This is a genomic window from Kitasatospora sp. NPDC015121 (assembly GCF_055562955.1).
Genome location: NZ_JBVHEH010000005.1, coordinates 146,089 through 161,054, shown reverse-complemented (window position 1 = coordinate 161,054; position 14,966 = coordinate 146,089). Strand labels below are relative to the sequence as shown.

The 14,966-nt window shown below is 72.5% G+C and carries 9 protein-coding genes; 6 read left to right on the top strand and 3 right to left on the bottom strand.

Features of this window, described 5'->3' with window-relative positions:
* Positions 1-77 precede the first annotated feature (77 nt).
* Positions 78-2,804: a transglycosylase domain-containing protein gene (locus ACZ3J7_RS08785; protein WP_465618285.1), complete on the bottom strand. Its 2,727-nt coding sequence runs from the start codon at positions 2,802-2,804 to the stop codon at positions 78-80.
* Between the two features lie 296 nt (positions 2,805-3,100).
* On the opposite strand from ACZ3J7_RS08785, the gene ACZ3J7_RS08780 reads away from it, so the two are divergent.
* The gene (locus ACZ3J7_RS08780; RefSeq protein ID WP_465618284.1) at positions 3,101-3,766 is read left to right on the top strand and encodes a PadR family transcriptional regulator; all 666 of its coding nucleotides are present in this window, start codon (positions 3,101-3,103) and stop codon (positions 3,764-3,766) included.
* A gap of 144 nt (positions 3,767-3,910) precedes the next feature.
* Positions 3,911-4,993, top strand: a complete 1,083-nt coding sequence (locus ACZ3J7_RS08775; RefSeq protein ID WP_111555409.1) for an inositol-3-phosphate synthase — start codon at positions 3,911-3,913, stop codon at positions 4,991-4,993.
* A gap of 158 nt (positions 4,994-5,151) precedes the next feature.
* Here the strand turns inward: ACZ3J7_RS08775 and ACZ3J7_RS08770 are convergent, their stop codons facing one another.
* Positions 5,152-5,922, bottom strand: a complete 771-nt coding sequence (locus ACZ3J7_RS08770; RefSeq protein ID WP_465618283.1) for a peptidoglycan-binding domain-containing protein — start codon at positions 5,920-5,922, stop codon at positions 5,152-5,154.
* Positions 5,923-6,086: 164 nt separating this feature from the next.
* Here ACZ3J7_RS08770 and ACZ3J7_RS08765 point away from each other — a divergent pair, with 164 nt between their 5' ends.
* Both ACZ3J7_RS08765 and ACZ3J7_RS08760 read left to right on the top strand, forming a co-directional pair.
* Complete coding sequence (locus ACZ3J7_RS08765; RefSeq protein WP_465618282.1) at positions 6,087-7,388, top strand: MFS transporter; 1,302 nt, start codon at positions 6,087-6,089, stop codon at positions 7,386-7,388.
* A gap of 65 nt (positions 7,389-7,453) precedes the next feature.
* Positions 7,454-8,155 (top strand): LppU/SCO3897 family protein, encoded by a 702-nt coding sequence (locus tag ACZ3J7_RS08760; protein ID WP_465618280.1) that lies wholly within the window; start codon positions 7,454-7,456, stop codon positions 8,153-8,155.
* Positions 8,156-8,171: 16 nt separating this feature from the next.
* Here the strand turns inward: ACZ3J7_RS08760 and ACZ3J7_RS08755 are convergent, their stop codons facing one another.
* Entirely contained in the window at positions 8,172-9,578 is a 1,407-nt protein-coding gene (locus tag ACZ3J7_RS08755) for a CCA tRNA nucleotidyltransferase (protein ID WP_465618727.1), read from the bottom strand.
* 311 nt (positions 9,579-9,889) lie between these two features.
* Between ACZ3J7_RS08755 and ACZ3J7_RS08750 the strand changes: the two genes are divergently transcribed.
* Together ACZ3J7_RS08750 and murJ are read left to right on the top strand one after the other, a co-directional pair.
* Complete coding sequence (locus ACZ3J7_RS08750; RefSeq protein ID WP_465618278.1) at positions 9,890-12,223, top strand: DUF6049 family protein; 2,334 nt, start codon at positions 9,890-9,892, stop codon at positions 12,221-12,223.
* 49 nt (positions 12,224-12,272) lie between these two features.
* Positions 12,273-14,681, top strand: coding sequence for a murein biosynthesis integral membrane protein MurJ (gene murJ, locus ACZ3J7_RS08745; RefSeq protein WP_465618276.1), 2,409 nt, complete (start codon positions 12,273-12,275; stop codon positions 14,679-14,681).
* Positions 14,682-14,966 lie beyond the last annotated feature (285 nt).

The window sequence follows — 14,966 nt, the reverse complement described above, 5'->3', positions numbered from 1 at the left end:
CGCAATCGAAGAGGGGCACGGGATCGCCCTGGCGATCCGTGCCCCTCTGCGGTGTTTGCGTCGGCTTCCGGCGGCGGTTACCCGGTGGTATTGGTCGTGGTGGTGCCGCCGTTCCGGCCGCTGGTGGTGCCGCCGTTGGTGGTGCCGGTGGTGGTGCCACCGGTGGTGGTGCCGGCGTTGGCACCGCCGGCGGCGCCGCCGTTGGTACCGCTGCTCGGCGAGGAGGTCGGGTTGCAGAGCACCGGCAGGCAGGGCGACGACGACGAGGTCGGGGAGCCCGAGGGCTTCCCGGACGGCTTGCCGGTCGGGCCGGTCGGCTGCTCGGTCGGCACGGTCGGCTGCTCGGTCGGGACGGTCGGCTGCTCGGTCGGGACGACCGGTGCGGACTCGGTCGGCGAGGCCGACGGCGAGGCGGTGACCGGGGCGCCGGAGGAGTCGACCTCCTGGCCCCAGGGGGTCGCCGGGGTGAAGTTCTTCGGGTTGCCCGGGCCGACGATCTTCATGTAGCGGGTGAAGATCTCGGTCGGGAAGTCACCACCGTGGACCTCGTTCTTGCCGCCGGTGCCGTCCAGCGACTCCAGGCCGGTCTGCTTGGTCGCGTCCTCGCGCCACATGCTGACCGAGGTGGTCAGGGACGGCGTGTAACCGATCCACCAGGCCGACTTGCTCTTGTCGGTGGTGCCGGTCTTGCCGGCGACCGGGAAGCCCAGCTCGTTGGTCTTGTTGCCGGTGCCGTTCTTCGCCACGTTCTGCAGCACGTCGGTGATGTTGTCGGCCACCGCCGGGTCGAGCACCGTCTTCGGCGTCGGCTTGGCGAAGTTCGGCAGGTCCTTGCCGCGGAACTTGACCGAGGTCACCGAGTACGGGTCGGTCTGCTGGCCGTGCGCCGCGAACACCGAGTAGGCCGAGGCCATCCGGATCGCGCTGGGGGTCGAGGTGCCCAGCGGCAGGGTCAGCGTGCTGGCGCCCGCCAGGGTGTCGTCGTGCAGGCCCAGGCTCTGCGCCATCGCCCGGACCTTGTCACCGCCGACGTCCTGGCCGAGCTGCACGAACGGCACGTTGTACGACCACTGCATGGCCGTCCGCAGCGTCACGTAGCCCTTCTTGCCGGGATCGCTGTTGCGCTGGCGGTACGGCTGGCCGTTCTCCAGCGCCTTGCTGCCGTCGGCCCGGTAGATCTGCGCCATGTCGTCGGCCAGGTAGCGCGAGTCCGGGTTGATCTGGGCCGGCTTGCCGTCCTCGCCGTTCTTGGTGAGGACGCCGTCCTGCATCGCGGCGGCCAGCACGATCGGCTTGAAGGTCGAGCCGACCGGGACGCCCTTGGCGTCGGCGTTGTTGGTGTAGTGGTTGTTCTCGAAGCCCGGGCCGCCGTAGATGGCCACGATCGCCCCGTCGCCGGGCACCACCGAGGCCGCGCCGATCTGGACGTTCCGGTCCAGCTCCTTCTTCTCCGGGTCCAGCCGGGCCGCCTCGAAGTCGTCCACGGCCTTCTTCAGGGCGTCGACCTTGTCCTTCTGGAAGGTCGTGTGGATCTGGTAGCCGCCGCGGTCCAGCGCCGCCGCCGTGATCGACGGGTCCTTCAGGGTCACGTACTGCTTGGCGGTCTCGATCAGGTAGGAGACCTCGCCGGTGGTCTTGGTGACCTTCTGGGTCTGGATCGGCTCGGGGAAGTCCTTGCACTTGGCCCGGTCCTCGGCGGACAGCGCCTTGGTGGTGACCATCCGGTCCAGGATCCAGTTCCAGCGGCTGACCATCCGCTCGTGGTTGGCCGGGCTCAGGCTCGGGTCGTACAGGCCCGCGCCCTTCAGCAGACCGGCCAGCATGGCGCCCTGGCAGACGTCGATCTTGCTGGCGTCCACGCCGTAGTACGCCTGCGCGGCGGCCTGGATGCCGGTCGCGCCGCGGCCGAACCAGCTGGTGTTCAGGTAGCCCTCGAGGATCTGCTCCTTGGTCTTCTCCCCGTTGACCTTGAGGGTGATGAAGAACTCCTTGGCCTTCCGCGAGAGCGTCTGGTCCTGCGAGAGGTAGACGTTCTTCACGTACTGCTGGGTGATGGTCGAACCGCCCTGGGTCTCGCCGCCGGTCGCCATCTTGTAGACGGCGCGGGCGATGCCCTTCGGGTCGATGCCGGAGTCGGTGCGGAAGGTGTCGTTCTCCGCCGCTATGACCGCGTCCTGCGCCTGGCGGCTGATCTGCGAGAGCTCGACCAGCTGCTGGTTCTCGGTGCCGGTGCGGGCCATCTCGGTGCCGTCGGCCCAGTAGTAGACGTTGCTCTGGATCTGCAGCGGGGTCTTCTCGTTCGGCACCTGGACCACCGCGTAGGCGACGCCGACCGCGGCCACGCAGCCGCCGAAGAAGACCAGGAACAGGCTCAGCACCTGCTTCCAGGACGGCATCCAGCGCCGGAAGCCGTCCTTGCCGAACCTCGGGTAGTCGATGAAGCGCTTCTTGCCCGGCCGGCCGCCGCGCCCGGCGGCGCGGCCGTTCGACGGCCCGCCGCCGTCACCGCCCCCGTCGCCGCCGCCCCGGCGGGACTGCTTGCGCATCTCCGCCCGGGTCAGCCGGGGCTGCTCGGCGGTCTCGCGCGCGGCGCGCCGACCACCGGGGCCCGGGCCCTGGCCGGGCACCTGGCCGGGCCGACCGGCCCGGTTCAAGCCGGGGGTCCCGCCCGCCGGAGTGCCGCGGCCGTACTCGGGCGCACCCTCGACCGGGTTTCCGTACGCGTACGGCTGTCCGGGGGCTGGCCGCCGCGGCGGCTGCTGCTCGCCGCCGGGGTTCGCCGACCTGCGCCGGTGTTCGCTCATCTCTCCGCAGCTCCTCGGTCAGGGTGCACAGGCGAAAGAGTACGGCTCCCAGAAAGGCCCCTATTCCGGCATTGGAAGCCAACCAGGACGAACCGACCGCGATTCATTACACGCCCGTTGCCCAGAAGCCTTGTGATCGCAGTTACGCGTGCCCCTCTTGCTCCTTCCGTGACCCAGGGTTACTGTTGCCGATATATCGAGCCGATACATCGGCGCGACACATCGGTTCGGCATACACTGCCGGACCGGGGCCCGCACCCGGCGAGCAGGAACCCTCACGGAAGGAGGAAGGCGACATGAGCCGACGCTCAGGCGTCCTCGAATTCGCCGTCCTCGGCCTGCTCCACGACGCGCCCATGCACGGGTACGAGCTGCGCAAGCGGCTGAACGTGCTGCTGGGCTCGTTCCGGGCCTTCTCGTACGGAACGCTCTACCCCTGCCTGAAGAGCCTGGTCGCCCAGGGCTTCCTGGTGGAGGACAACCCGGACGTCGAGTACGTCCCGGCCACCGCCCTGAACGGCAAGCGGTCGAAGATCACCTACCGGCTCTCCCCGGAGGGCAAGCAGCGCTTCGAGGAGCTGCTCGCCGACTCCGGCCCGGAGGCCTGGGAGGACGAGCACTTCGGCGTCCGCTTCGCCTTCTTCGGCCAGACCGACCGGGCGGTCCGGATGCGCGTGCTGGAAGGCCGCCGCAGCCGGCTGGAGGAGCGGCTGGAGCGGATGCGCAGCTCCGTCGCCCGCACCCGCGAGCGCTTCGACGACTACACCCTCGAACTCCAGCGCCACGGCCTGGAGTCGGTGGAGCGCGAGGTCCGCTGGCTCAACGAGCTGATCGAGACCGAACGGGCCACCAGAACCGGACGCGGCACCGCGTCCCCGCACACTTCGGACGGCCGTGGTCCGGCCGCCGGGTCCTCCGACCCGCCCGGGCCACCGTACGACCGCCCGGGGCGCTCCTCCTAGCGGAGCGCTGCAGCACCGCGCCGGCCCCGCCGCCCGCGGCGAGGCGTGGGCGCCCCGCGCGCCCGACCAGACAGTCAGAACAGTTGTGGAACGAGGCCGCCGCGACAGCACGGCGGACCTCATGAGATTCAGGGAGCAACCGGAATGGGTTCGGTTCGCGTAGCCATCGTCGGCGTGGGCAACTGCGCCGCCTCGCTGGTGCAGGGTGTCGAGTACTACAAGGACGCCGACCCGGCCGGTAAGGTCCCCGGCCTGATGCACGTCCAGTTCGGCGACTACCACGTCAAGGACGTCGACTTCGTCGCCGCGTTCGACGTGGACGCCAAGAAGGTCGGCTTCGACCTGGCCGACGCCATCGGCAACAGCGAGAACAACACCATCAAGATCTGCGACGTGCCGCCGACCGGCGTCACCGTGCAGCGCGGCCACACCCTCGACGGCCTCGGCAAGTACTACCGCGAGACCATCGAGGAGTCCGACGAGGCTCCGGTCGACGTCGTGCAGATCCTCAAGGACCGCCAGGTCGACGTCCTGGTCTGCTACCTGCCGGTCGGCTCCGAGGACGCCGCCAAGTTCTACGCCCAGTGCGCCATCGACGCCAAGGTCGCCTTCGTGAACGCCCTCCCGGTGTTCATCGCCGGCACCAAGGAGTGGGCCGACAAGTTCACCGAGGCCGGTGTCCCGATCGTCGGCGACGACATCAAGTCGCAGGTCGGCGCCACCATCACGCACCGCGTGATGGCGAAGCTCTTCGAGGACCGCGGCGTCGTCCTCGAGCGCACCATGCAGCTGAACGTCGGCGGCAACATGGACTTCAAGAACATGCTGGAGCGCGAGCGCCTGGAGTCCAAGAAGATCTCCAAGACCCAGGCCGTCACCTCGCAGATCCGCGACCGCGAGCTGGGCGCCAAGAACGTCCACATCGGCCCGTCCGACTACGTCGCGTGGCTCGACGACCGCAAGTGGGCGTACGTCCGCCTTGAGGGCCGCGCGTTCGGCGACGTCCCGCTGAACCTGGAGTACAAGCTCGAGGTCTGGGACTCCCCGAACTCGGCCGGTGTCATCATCGACGCCGTGCGCGCCGCGAAGATCGCCAAGGACCGCGGCATCGGCGGCCCGATCCTCTCCGCGTCCTCGTACTTCATGAAGTCCCCGCCGGTGCAGTACTTCGACGACGAGGCCAAGGAGAACGTCGAGAAGTTCATCCGCGGCGAGGTCGAGCGCTGAGCGCAGCGAAGCCTGCTCGCTGTCGCAGCTGGGCGCTGAGCGCAGCGAAGCCTGCTCGCTGTCTCGGCCGAGCGCTGAGCACCGAGCGCTGACCGACTCGTGGTCAGGGCTCGTCCGGAGGGCCGTCCCGCTTCGCGCGGGGCGGCCCTCCGGCGCGTTCAGGACCAGGCGGCGTCCCAGGTGGCCGGGCCGACGACGCCGTCCGCGGCCAGTCGGTGGCGCTGCTGGAAGGCCCGGCAGACCTGGGCGGAAGCGGGTCCGTACCAGCCGTCGGCGGTGATCGACCAGCCGCGGTCCGCCATCCGCCGCTGCCACATCAGCACGTCGTCGCCGTGCAGCATCGGGGTGCGGACCCGCAGGTAGCGGCCGGGCCAGCGCGGCGGACCGGCGGCCGGGGTGGTGGCCTGCGCCGACGTCCGGGCGGCGGGCACGCCGCCGAGCGCGGGGTCGGCCGAGACGGTGCCCTCCGGGAAGGCCGGCACCCCGTAGCCGTACGGCGAGCCGGGGCCCCGACGCGGACGGGACTTGAGGTAGACGCCGTCTCCCTCGGCGGAGCCGGTGTCGTTGGTGTTGGCCTCCACGGTCCGGATGGTGTCGGCGTCGTAGGCGACGACCACGCCGGTGTGGGTGCCGCCGTCGGGGCCGAGGTAGAAGGGGCCGCCGAGGACCGGGTAGTCGGTCCAGCGGCCGTGGTCCCGCCACCAGGCGACCGCGGCGAGGCAGGAGGCGGTCATCGGCCAGAGGGCGTCCATCCCGGTGCGGTGGGCGGCCCAGGCCTCGAAGGTGGCGCACCAGGGCTGGCCGTCGGACCACTCCAGGCCCGGGGTCTCGGTGCTGTAGCGCTGGCGGTTGTTCCAGGTGCCGTCGGGGTCGCGACCTTCGTGGCGGCCGACCTGGCTGAGCAGAAGGGCGGTGAACTCGTCCCGCATGGGAGCCTCCCGTTGTCCGAGCTGGTTCTTCCCTCCCTGCGGGGTCAACGAGCCCGAAACGCCCGGGTCATCGGTGGTGCGGAAGCACGCGGGGGGCGTTCGTCCACCGGAATTCGGCGGTTGTTTCACGTGAAACGGGATCGACCGCGTGGCACCCTTGGCGGGTGATCACCGAACGCCCTCCTCGGGAGGCCTCCCTGTTCGGGCTGCTGCTCGGACTGCTGCGCGGCCCGGGGTTCCGGCGGCTGCTGACGGTCCGACTGCTCTCGCAGTTCTCGGACGGGGTGTTCCAGGCCTCGCTGGCCGCCTTCGCCCTGTTCTCGCCGGACAAGCAGTCCTCGCCCGGCGAGATCGCCGCCGCGCTGGCGGTGGTGACGCTGCCGTTCTCGGTGGTCGGCCCGTTCACCGGCGTGATGCTGGACCGCTGGCGGCGGCGGCAGGTGCTGCTGACGGGCAATCTGGTCCGCTGCGGGCTCTGCCTGCTGACCGCCCTGCTGCTGCTCGGCGGGGTGCCCCGGTGGGGGTTCTACGCGGCGGCGCTGCTGGTGATCGGGATCAACCGGTTCATCCTGTCCGGCCTGTCGGCCTCGCTGCCCCGGGTGGTGGAGCCCTCCGCGCTGGTCACCGCGAACGCGGTCTCGCCGACCCTGGGCACGGTCGCGGCGACGGCCGGCGGCTTCCTCGGCCTGGGGATGGGCCTGGTGGCGACCGGCTCGGCCGGGGGCGCGCTGACGGTGGGGCTCTCCGCGCTGCTGTACCTGGTCGCCGCGCTGGCCGTGCGGCCGATCGGGCCGGACGAGCTGGGCCCCGACCTCCCGCTCGAACTCCCGCCGCTGCGACAGGCGTTGGTGACCGCCTGGCGCGACCTGCGGGCCGGCCTGGGGCACCTGCTGCGGGAGTGCCGCCCGGCGGTGCGGGCGCTGGCCGCGGTGAGCCTGGCCCGGTTCTGCTACGGCGTGCTGACCGTGGTGGTGCTGATGCTGTGCCGCTACACCTTCAACCGGGCCGAGGACGTCGACAGCGGCCTGGCCACCCTGGGACTCGCGGTCGGGATGTCCGCGGTGGGCTTCTTCCTGGCCGCGGTGGTCAGCCCGTGGGCCACCCGCCGACTCGGCCTGCACGGCTGGATGACGTTCTGCCTGGCCGCCGCCGCGGTCTTCGTCCCGGCGCTCGGCCTGGCCTTCCGGACGGTCCCGACCATGGTGGCGGCGCTGCTGCTGGGCGTGGTCACCCAGGGCACCAAGATCTGCGCCGACACCCTGGTGCAGGAGTCGGTCGAGGACGAGTACCGCGGCCGGGTCTTCGCGATCTACGACGTCCTGATGAACGTCTCGTACGTCGCCGCGGCCGCCGCCACCGCGCTGGTGCTGCCGCTGGACGGCCGCTCGGCACCGGTGGTGCTGGCGCTGTCCGCGCTGTACGCGCTCGGTGCGCTGCTCTACTTCCGGGCCTCGCGCCGAGGTTGAGCCCGGGCGGCCGCTAGGGTACGTGGGCGCACGGCAGCGCGAAAGCCGCACAGGGGGAAGATCAGATGAGCACACCGCCGCCGCCCGGGCCCTACGGCCAGCCCGACCCGTACGGCCCGCCGGGCCAGCAGCCGCCACCGCCCTCCGGCTACGCTCAGCCGCCCGCGTACGGCCAGCCCCCGGCGTACGCCCAGCCGCCCGCGTACGGCCAGCCCCCGGCCTACGGCCAGCCGCCCGCGTACGGACAGCCCCCGGCGTACGGGCAGCCGCCCGCCGCCCCCGGCTACCCGCAGCCGGCCCCCGGCTACGACCAGCAGCCCGCCTGGGGCCAGCAGCCCCCGGCGTACGGCCAGCCGCCCGGGGGCGGGCAGGCGCCGGGCTGGGGGCAGGCGCCGCCGGTGGCGCCCGCGAAGACGGTCGGCACCGGCGCCCGGCTGCGCGGCGGGGCCATCGGCGTGGGCCTGATCGTGGTGGTGGTCGGCGGCCTGTGGGGGCTGGCCACGCTGTTCGGCGCCGGGGACAAGGGCCCGGTGGTCGGCGACTGCCTGACCGCCGGGCACAAGAAGGTGTCCTGCGGCGCCTCGGACGCCAACTGGAAGGTGGCCGGCCGCAAGACCGGCCTGATCAGCTCGTACAACTGCGCCCAGGAGTACCCGGGCAGCACGCCCTACGACGGCCAGTACCGGTCGAAGAAGCACACCACCCGGTACCGGCTGTGCCTGAGCCCGCTGAAGGGCGCGCCGACCCCGAGCACCAGCAAGCACTGAGGGGCCGGCCGGGCCCTCAGCCCTGCGGCGGCTGCTCCGCCCACCAGGCGCGGAGCGCCGCCACCGCGGCCTCGTGCTCCATCGGGCCGTGCTCCAGGCGCAGTTCGAGCAGGTGCTTGTAGGCCCGGCCGACCTCGGGGCCGGGGCGCAGGCCGAGCAGTTCCATGATCTGGTTGCCGTCCAGCGCGGGGCGGATCGCGTCCAGCTCCTCCTGCGCCTGGAGGGCGGTGATCCGCTCCTCCAGCGAGTCGTAGGTGCGGGCCAGCGCGGCGGCCTTGCGCTTGTTGCGGGTGGTGCAGTCGGAGCGGGTCAGCTTGTGCAGCCGGCTCAGCAGCGGGCCGGCGTCGGTGACGTAGCGGCGCACCGCCGAGTCGGTCCACTCGCCGCCGCCGTAGCCGTGGAAGCGCAGGTGCAGCTCGACCAGCCGGGAGACCTCGTTGACCAGCTCGTTGGAGTACTTGAGCTCGCGCATCCGCTTGCGGGTCATCTTGGCGCCGACCACCTCGTGGTGGTGGAAGGAGACCCGGCCGTCCGACTCGAAGCGGCGGGTGCGCGGCTTGCCGATGTCGTGCAGCAGCGCGGCCAGCCGCAGCACCAGGTCGGGGCCCTCGGTCTCCAGCGCGATCGCCTGCTCCAGCACCGTCAGCGAGTGCTCGTAGACGTCCTTGTGCCGGTGGTGCTCGTCGCTCTCCAGCCGCAGCGCGGGCAGTTCGGGCAGCACGTGGTCGGCCAGGCCGGTGTCCACCAGCAGCCGCAGGCCCTTGACCGGGTGCTCGGCGAGCAGCAGCTTGTTCAGTTCGGCCTGGACGCGCTCGGCGGAGACGATGCCGATCCGGTCGGCCATCGCGGTCATCGCGGCGACCACCTCGGGCGCCGGGTCGAAGTCCAGCTGGGCGGCGAACCGGGCGGCGCGCATCATCCGCAGCGGGTCGTCGGAGAAGGACTCCTCGGGCGTCGCGGGCGTGCGCAGCACCCGGGCCTCCAGGTCGTCCAGGCCGCGGTGCGGGTCGACGAAGCCGCGCCCGGGCAGGTCGACGGCCATCGCGTTGACGGTGAAGTCGCGGCGCACCAGGTCCTGCTCGATCGAGTCGCCGTAGCTCACCTCGGGCTTGCGCGAGCTGCGGTCGTACGCCTCGCTGCGGTACGTGGTGATCTCGATCAGGAACGAGCCCTCGGCCGTGTCCTTGCGGGCACCGACGGTACCGAACGCGATGCCCACGTCCCAGACCGCGTCCGCCCAGCCCTTGACCAGCTTGAGGATCTGCTGCGGGCGGGCGTCGGTGGTGAAGTCGAGGTCGTTGCCGAGCCGGCCGAGCAGGGCGTCCCGGACCGAACCGCCGACCAGCGACAGCCGGTGGCCGGCCTCCTGGAAGCGGCGGGCGATCTCGTCGGCGACCGGGGAGACCCGCAGCAGCTCCTGCAGGCCGAGGGTCTGCGCCTCGGTCAGCCCCGGCAGGGCGACCCGGTCGACGGAGCTGGAATGATTGGCGCTGGACGCATTGGCAGTGGACACGACTCACAAGGGTACGTGCCCCGCCTGCCCCACCGCCCGCCCGTTTCGCCCGCCCGCCCGTTCCACCCCCCGCTCCGCCCGGCAGCACCCGGCCCGCGACACCGCGGTCCGGGCGGCGTCGTTACCATGCCGGGTGGACGCTCCTGGTCGGAGGACCGCCGGTCGGGTCGGCCGCGGCGGTGCGTGGAGTGATCGAGACCAGCGGAACGGCGAGGGCGCGCGTGGACGAGCGGACCGGGCGGAGCGCGGCGGTGGCGGCGCGCCGCGGACGGCGGACGGGCCGACTGGCCAGGGCCGCGGCCTCCCTGCTGACGGGCGGACTGCTCGGGGCCGTGTGCGCCGCCCCCGCGGCCGCCTCGCCCGAACTGGCGCCGGCCGCGACGGCCGACTACCCGGCGGTGGTCCGGATCGACACCGTGACGCCGAAGACCGCGCACGAGAACGAGACCATCACGATCACCGGGCAGGTCACCAACTCCGGCGGCACGAAGCTCAAGTCGCCGACCGTGAAGGTCCGGCTGCCGCAGGCCAGGCCGATGCGCACCCGCAGCGAACTCGCCATGGCCGACTCCCGGACCACCCCGAGCACCCTGGACGGCACCGCGCTGGCCAGCCCCGTGCAGGACGTCGGCGACCTGGAGCCCGGGCAGAGCCACGAGTTCACCATCGCCCAGCTGCCGGTCTCCGCGCTGAAGGTCAAGGACACCGGCACCTACGAACTCGCGGTGGACGTCTGGGGCAGCACCGGCAACGAGCAGGCCCACCCGCTGGGCATCGGCCGGACGTACCTGCCCTACCAGGGCCGGGACAACGCCCAGCCGTCCCAGCTCGCCGTGGTCTGGCCGCTCACCCACGCGCCGGTGCTGGTCGCCCAGACCATGGCCGACACCGACCAGACGCCGGTGCTGCGCGACGACGGCCTGGCCGCCGAGCTGACCGGCGACGGGCGGCTCAACCAGCTGGTCGAGATCGGCTCCACGATGCACGGGCTGACCTGGGCGGTCGACCCGAACCTGCTGGACACCGTGTACGCGATGACCAAGCCGTACCGGGTGCAGAAGCCGGGCACCTCCGGCGACTCGGCGAGCGAGGAGAACACCGTCCCCGGCACCGGGCGGGACGCGGCGACGGCCTGGCTGGCGAAGCTGCGCACCGCGCTGACCAGCCCGGACGCCCAGGTGCTGTCGCTGCCGTACGCCGACCCGGACCTCACCTCGATCGCGCACAACGGCGCGGGGCTCGGCGGGATGGACACCGCGCTGCGCAAGGCGGTGACGGCCGGTCAGATCACCACCGAGGCCCGGCTCTCGGTCGACGCCTCCTCCGACGTGGCCTGGCCGTACCTGGGCCTGCTGGACCAGCGCACCGCCGCGGTGGCGGGCGCGGCGGGCGGGCGGATCCTGCTGGTCGACGGCAAGGTGCTGCCGGAGTCCGACAAGCTGTCGCACACCCCGAACGCGGCCCGGCCGATCGGCAACGGGCAGACCGCGGTGGTGTCGGACGCCGTGCTGGCCTCGCTCTTCCAGCGCGACCTGGCCTCGGAGAGCGACCGCACGCTGGCCGAGCAGCGCTTCCTGGGCGAGACGCTGACCATCGCCCACCAGGAGCCGGAGCACCCGGGCGGCCTGCTGGTGCTGCCGCCCCGCTCGCTGAGCGTCGGCACCGCGCGGGCGCTGCACGACTCGGTGCGGGACGCGGCGGCCGGCGGCTGGCTGGCGCCCGCGACGCTGCAGAAGGTCGTCGAGATGAAGGCGGACCCGGCCGCGAACACCGCCGTGCCCGAGTCGTACCCGAAGGAGGCGACCGGCAACGAGCTGTCCGCCGACGAGCTGGCCGCCACCATGCAGCTCCAGGACGGCGTGGACCAGCTGATGATGATCCTCACCGAGCCGGAGCGGGTGCGCGGCCCGTTCAGCGCGGCGATGGTGCGTTCGATGTCCACCGAGTGGCGCGACCAGCCGAAGGCCGGCACCGAGTACCGGCGCGGGGTGCGCACCTACCTGGACAACCTCAAGGCCGCGGTCCGGGTGCCGAAGAAGACCGTGGTGACGCTGCCCGGCGACAACGCGACGCTGCTGGTCAGCGTCCGCAACGGGCTGACCCAGTCGGTCGGCAACCTGGAGCTGAAGATCAGCTCCGCCCAGCCGAACCGGCTGCGGGTCGACTACCCGATCCAGCCGGTGGTGCTGGACGCGGCCACCAGCCGCACCTACCGGTTCCCGGCCGAGGCCCAGGTCAACGGTCCGGTCCAGGTCACCGCCCAGCTGTGGACGACCGGCCCGAACGCCCGGCCCTACGGCGAGGCGGTCGAGTTCACCGTCGACGTCACCTCGGTGGCCAGCGGCGTGACGTACGTGATCGCCGGCGGCACCGTGCTGATGATCCTCGCCGGGGTGCGGTTCTCCCTGCAGCGCAAGAAGCGCCGGGCGGCCGGCGAGGTCGACGAGGACCCGGAGCGGCTGGCCGGGGACGGTGCGGCGCCCTCCGACGCGGACCCGGCTGGCACCTCGGGTGACACGGATCGGGTCGCCGGTGATGAGAAGGTGGATCACTAGGCCCCACCACCCGGGCGCCCATCCCCCCTCTCTGACGTGGATTGGTGGCATGAACGAGCGGAGCGAGCGAGCAACCAAGGACCAGGGCGGCGGCCGGTCCCGAGACCGGGCGGGCGGCCCCCGCTCCGCCGCCCCCGCGGAGCCGGCCGCCGACTGGTACGTCGCCGACACCTACGCCAACGACCCGTACGCACCCGAGGCGTTCGGGAGCACGGATCCGTACGGCCCGATCGACCTGCCGGGCGCCGGACCGGACGAGACCGACACTCCGGAGGGCTCGGCCGCGGTGCCCGGCCAGCCGGAGGGCCCCGCCACCGAACCCACCCTGCGACTGACCGCCCCGGCCCCGCGCTGGGCGTCGATCGCCGCCGAGGTCGCGGCCGGCGCCCCCGCCCGGGAGGACCGGGAGGACCGGAAGCCCCGGGAGCTCGACGCCGAGGCCCCCGCCGAGACCCCGGCCGAGGCCCCGGCCCCGGCCGGGAGCCCGGAGCGGGACGCCGGGGCCCCCCGCTGGGAGGTCGAGGCCGCCGAGGACGACACCGACTACGTCGGGGTGGACTCGCTGCTCTCCGAGCAGCCCGACCCCGGCACCGGCCCCGACCCCGGCACCGAGCCGGACGGCGAGCGGGCGGCGGCGCACCCGTACGTGCCGCCGATCGAGTTCGACCCGCCGCTGTCCGAGGAGGAGGCGGTGCTGCGGGCCGACGCTGCCGTGCTGGAGGCGAACGCCGCCGCGGCCGAGCCCGTCCCGGCCGAGCCGCCCGCCCTCACCCCCGCCCCGGCCGCCACCGACGGCGACCACGGCGGCGGCGCGGGCCGGGTCGCCGGGCTGCTGAACTCCAGCGCCGTGATGGCGGCCGGCACCCTGGTCTCCCGCGGCACCGGCTTCCTGCGCACCATGGTGATCGCCGCCGCGATCGGCGTCGCCTCGATGGGCGACTCGTACAACGCCGCCAACACGCTGCCCACCCTGCTGTACATCCTGATCGGCGGCGGCGCGCTGAACGCGGTGTTCGTGCCGCAGCTGGTGCGCAGCATGAAGAACGACGAGGACGGCGGCACCGCGTACGCCAACCGGCTGCTCACCCTGGTGGTGACCGGCCTGGCGGGCGTGGTGTTCGTGGCGGTGCTGGCCGCGCCGGTGCTGGTGCAGCTGGTCTCGCACGCGCTGATGCGCGACCAGGCCAGCGCCGACACCACCGTGGCGCTGGCCCGCTACTGCCTGCCGACCATCTTCTTCATGGGCGTGCACGTGGTGATGGGCCAGATCCTCAACGCCCGCGGCCGGTTCGGCGCGATGATGTGGACGCCGGTCCTGAACAACGTCGTGGTGATCTTCACCTTCGTGATGTACATCGCGGTGTACGGCACCTTCCAGCACACCGAGGTCACCCCGCAGTCGATCTCCCCCGAGGGCGTCCGGCTGCTCGGCATCGGCACCATGCTCGGCCTGGCCGTGCAGGCGCTGTCGATGATCCCGTACCTGCGGGCGGCGGGCTTCTCGTTCCGGCCCCGGTTCGACTGGCGCGGGCACGGCCTGGGCAAGGCCGCCCGGCTCGCCAAGTGGACCTTCCTGTTCGTGCTGGCCAACCAGGCCGGCTTCCTGGTGGTCACCCAGCTGGCCACCGCCGCCGGCCAGGACGCCGAAGCCGACGGCCACCTCGGCGTCGGCCTGGCCGCGTACTCCAACGCGCTGCTGATCTGGCAGCTGCCGATGGCCGTCGTCACCGTCTCGGTGATGAGCGCGGTGCTCCCCCGGCTCTCCCGGGCCGCCGCCGACCACGACGCCGGCGCGGTCCGCGACGACCTCTCGTACGGCCTGCGCACCTCGGCGGTGGCGATCGTCCCCGCCGCGTTCCTGTTCCTGTCGCTCGGCCCGGTGATCGGCTCCTCGATCTACGGCCTGGGCAACGGCGGAGCGGTCGCCCACGGCACCACCGCGGTCGGCTACATGCTCTCCGCGTTCGCCCTCGGCCTGGTCCCGTACTCGGTGCAGTACGTGCTGCTGCGCGGCTTCTACGCGTACGAGGACACCCGCACGCCGTTCTCCAACACCGTCTGGGTGGCGCTCACCCAGGCCGTCACCGCCGTCCTGTGCTGGCTGCTGCTGCCCGCGCAGTGGGCGGTGACCGGCATGGCGCTGGGCTACGGCCTGTCCTACGCGGTCGGGGTGTTCGTCGCGGTGCCCCGGCTCAAGGCCAAGGTCGGCGACCTGGACACCGCCCGGATCACCAAGACGTACGTCCGGCTGGCGATCGCCTCGCTGCCCGCCGCGGTGGTCGGCCTGGCGCTGGAACTGCTCGCCCTCCAGGTGCTGGACGGGTGGATCGGCAACGTACTGACCCTGCTGGTCGCGGGCGGCGCCCAGCTCGCGGTCTTCCTGGTGCTGGCCCGGAAGATGCGCATCGAGGAGCTGAGCGCCCTCACCGGAATGGTCCGCAGGCGGCTCGGTCGCTGAACCGCCCCCGGGCGTCCGGGTTGACGAGCCGTCAACCCGGGCGCGAACGGACCGCCGGAACCTCAGTACGCTTTCTCTGGGCCGGAGTCGGGGCACACCCCCGGTTCCGGCCCATTCGTCTGCTGTTCCACCGGAAGTGGGCAATCGGGCAACCTCCCGCCACCCTCAGAGGTCGTACCTGACGTCCGGTAGTGGGCACAATTGACCCTGCACGGCCGACCCCTCCGGCAACGAGGCGTCGACCGTCCAGGAATGGACCGGGGCGACACAAGGGGAGGCAGGACC

Excerpts from the sequence above, each read along its gene's own strand:
- ACZ3J7_RS08780 (WP_465618284.1), top strand. The coding sequence starts at position 3,101 with ATGAGCCGACGCTCAGGCGTCCTCGAATTCGCCGTCCTCGGCCTGCTC.
- ACZ3J7_RS08760 (WP_465618280.1), top strand. The coding sequence starts at position 7,454 with ATGAGCACACCGCCGCCGCCCGGGCCCTACGGCCAGCCCGACCCGTAC.
- ACZ3J7_RS08785 (WP_465618285.1), bottom strand. The coding sequence starts at position 2,804 with ATGAGCGAACACCGGCGCAGGTCGGCGAACCCCGGCGGCGAGCAGCAG.
- ACZ3J7_RS08770 (WP_465618283.1), bottom strand. The coding sequence starts at position 5,922 with ATGCGGGACGAGTTCACCGCCCTTCTGCTCAGCCAGGTCGGCCGCCAC.
- murJ (WP_465618276.1), top strand. The coding sequence starts at position 12,273 with ATGAACGAGCGGAGCGAGCGAGCAACCAAGGACCAGGGCGGCGGCCGG.
- ACZ3J7_RS08775 (WP_111555409.1), top strand. The coding sequence starts at position 3,911 with ATGGGTTCGGTTCGCGTAGCCATCGTCGGCGTGGGCAACTGCGCCGCC.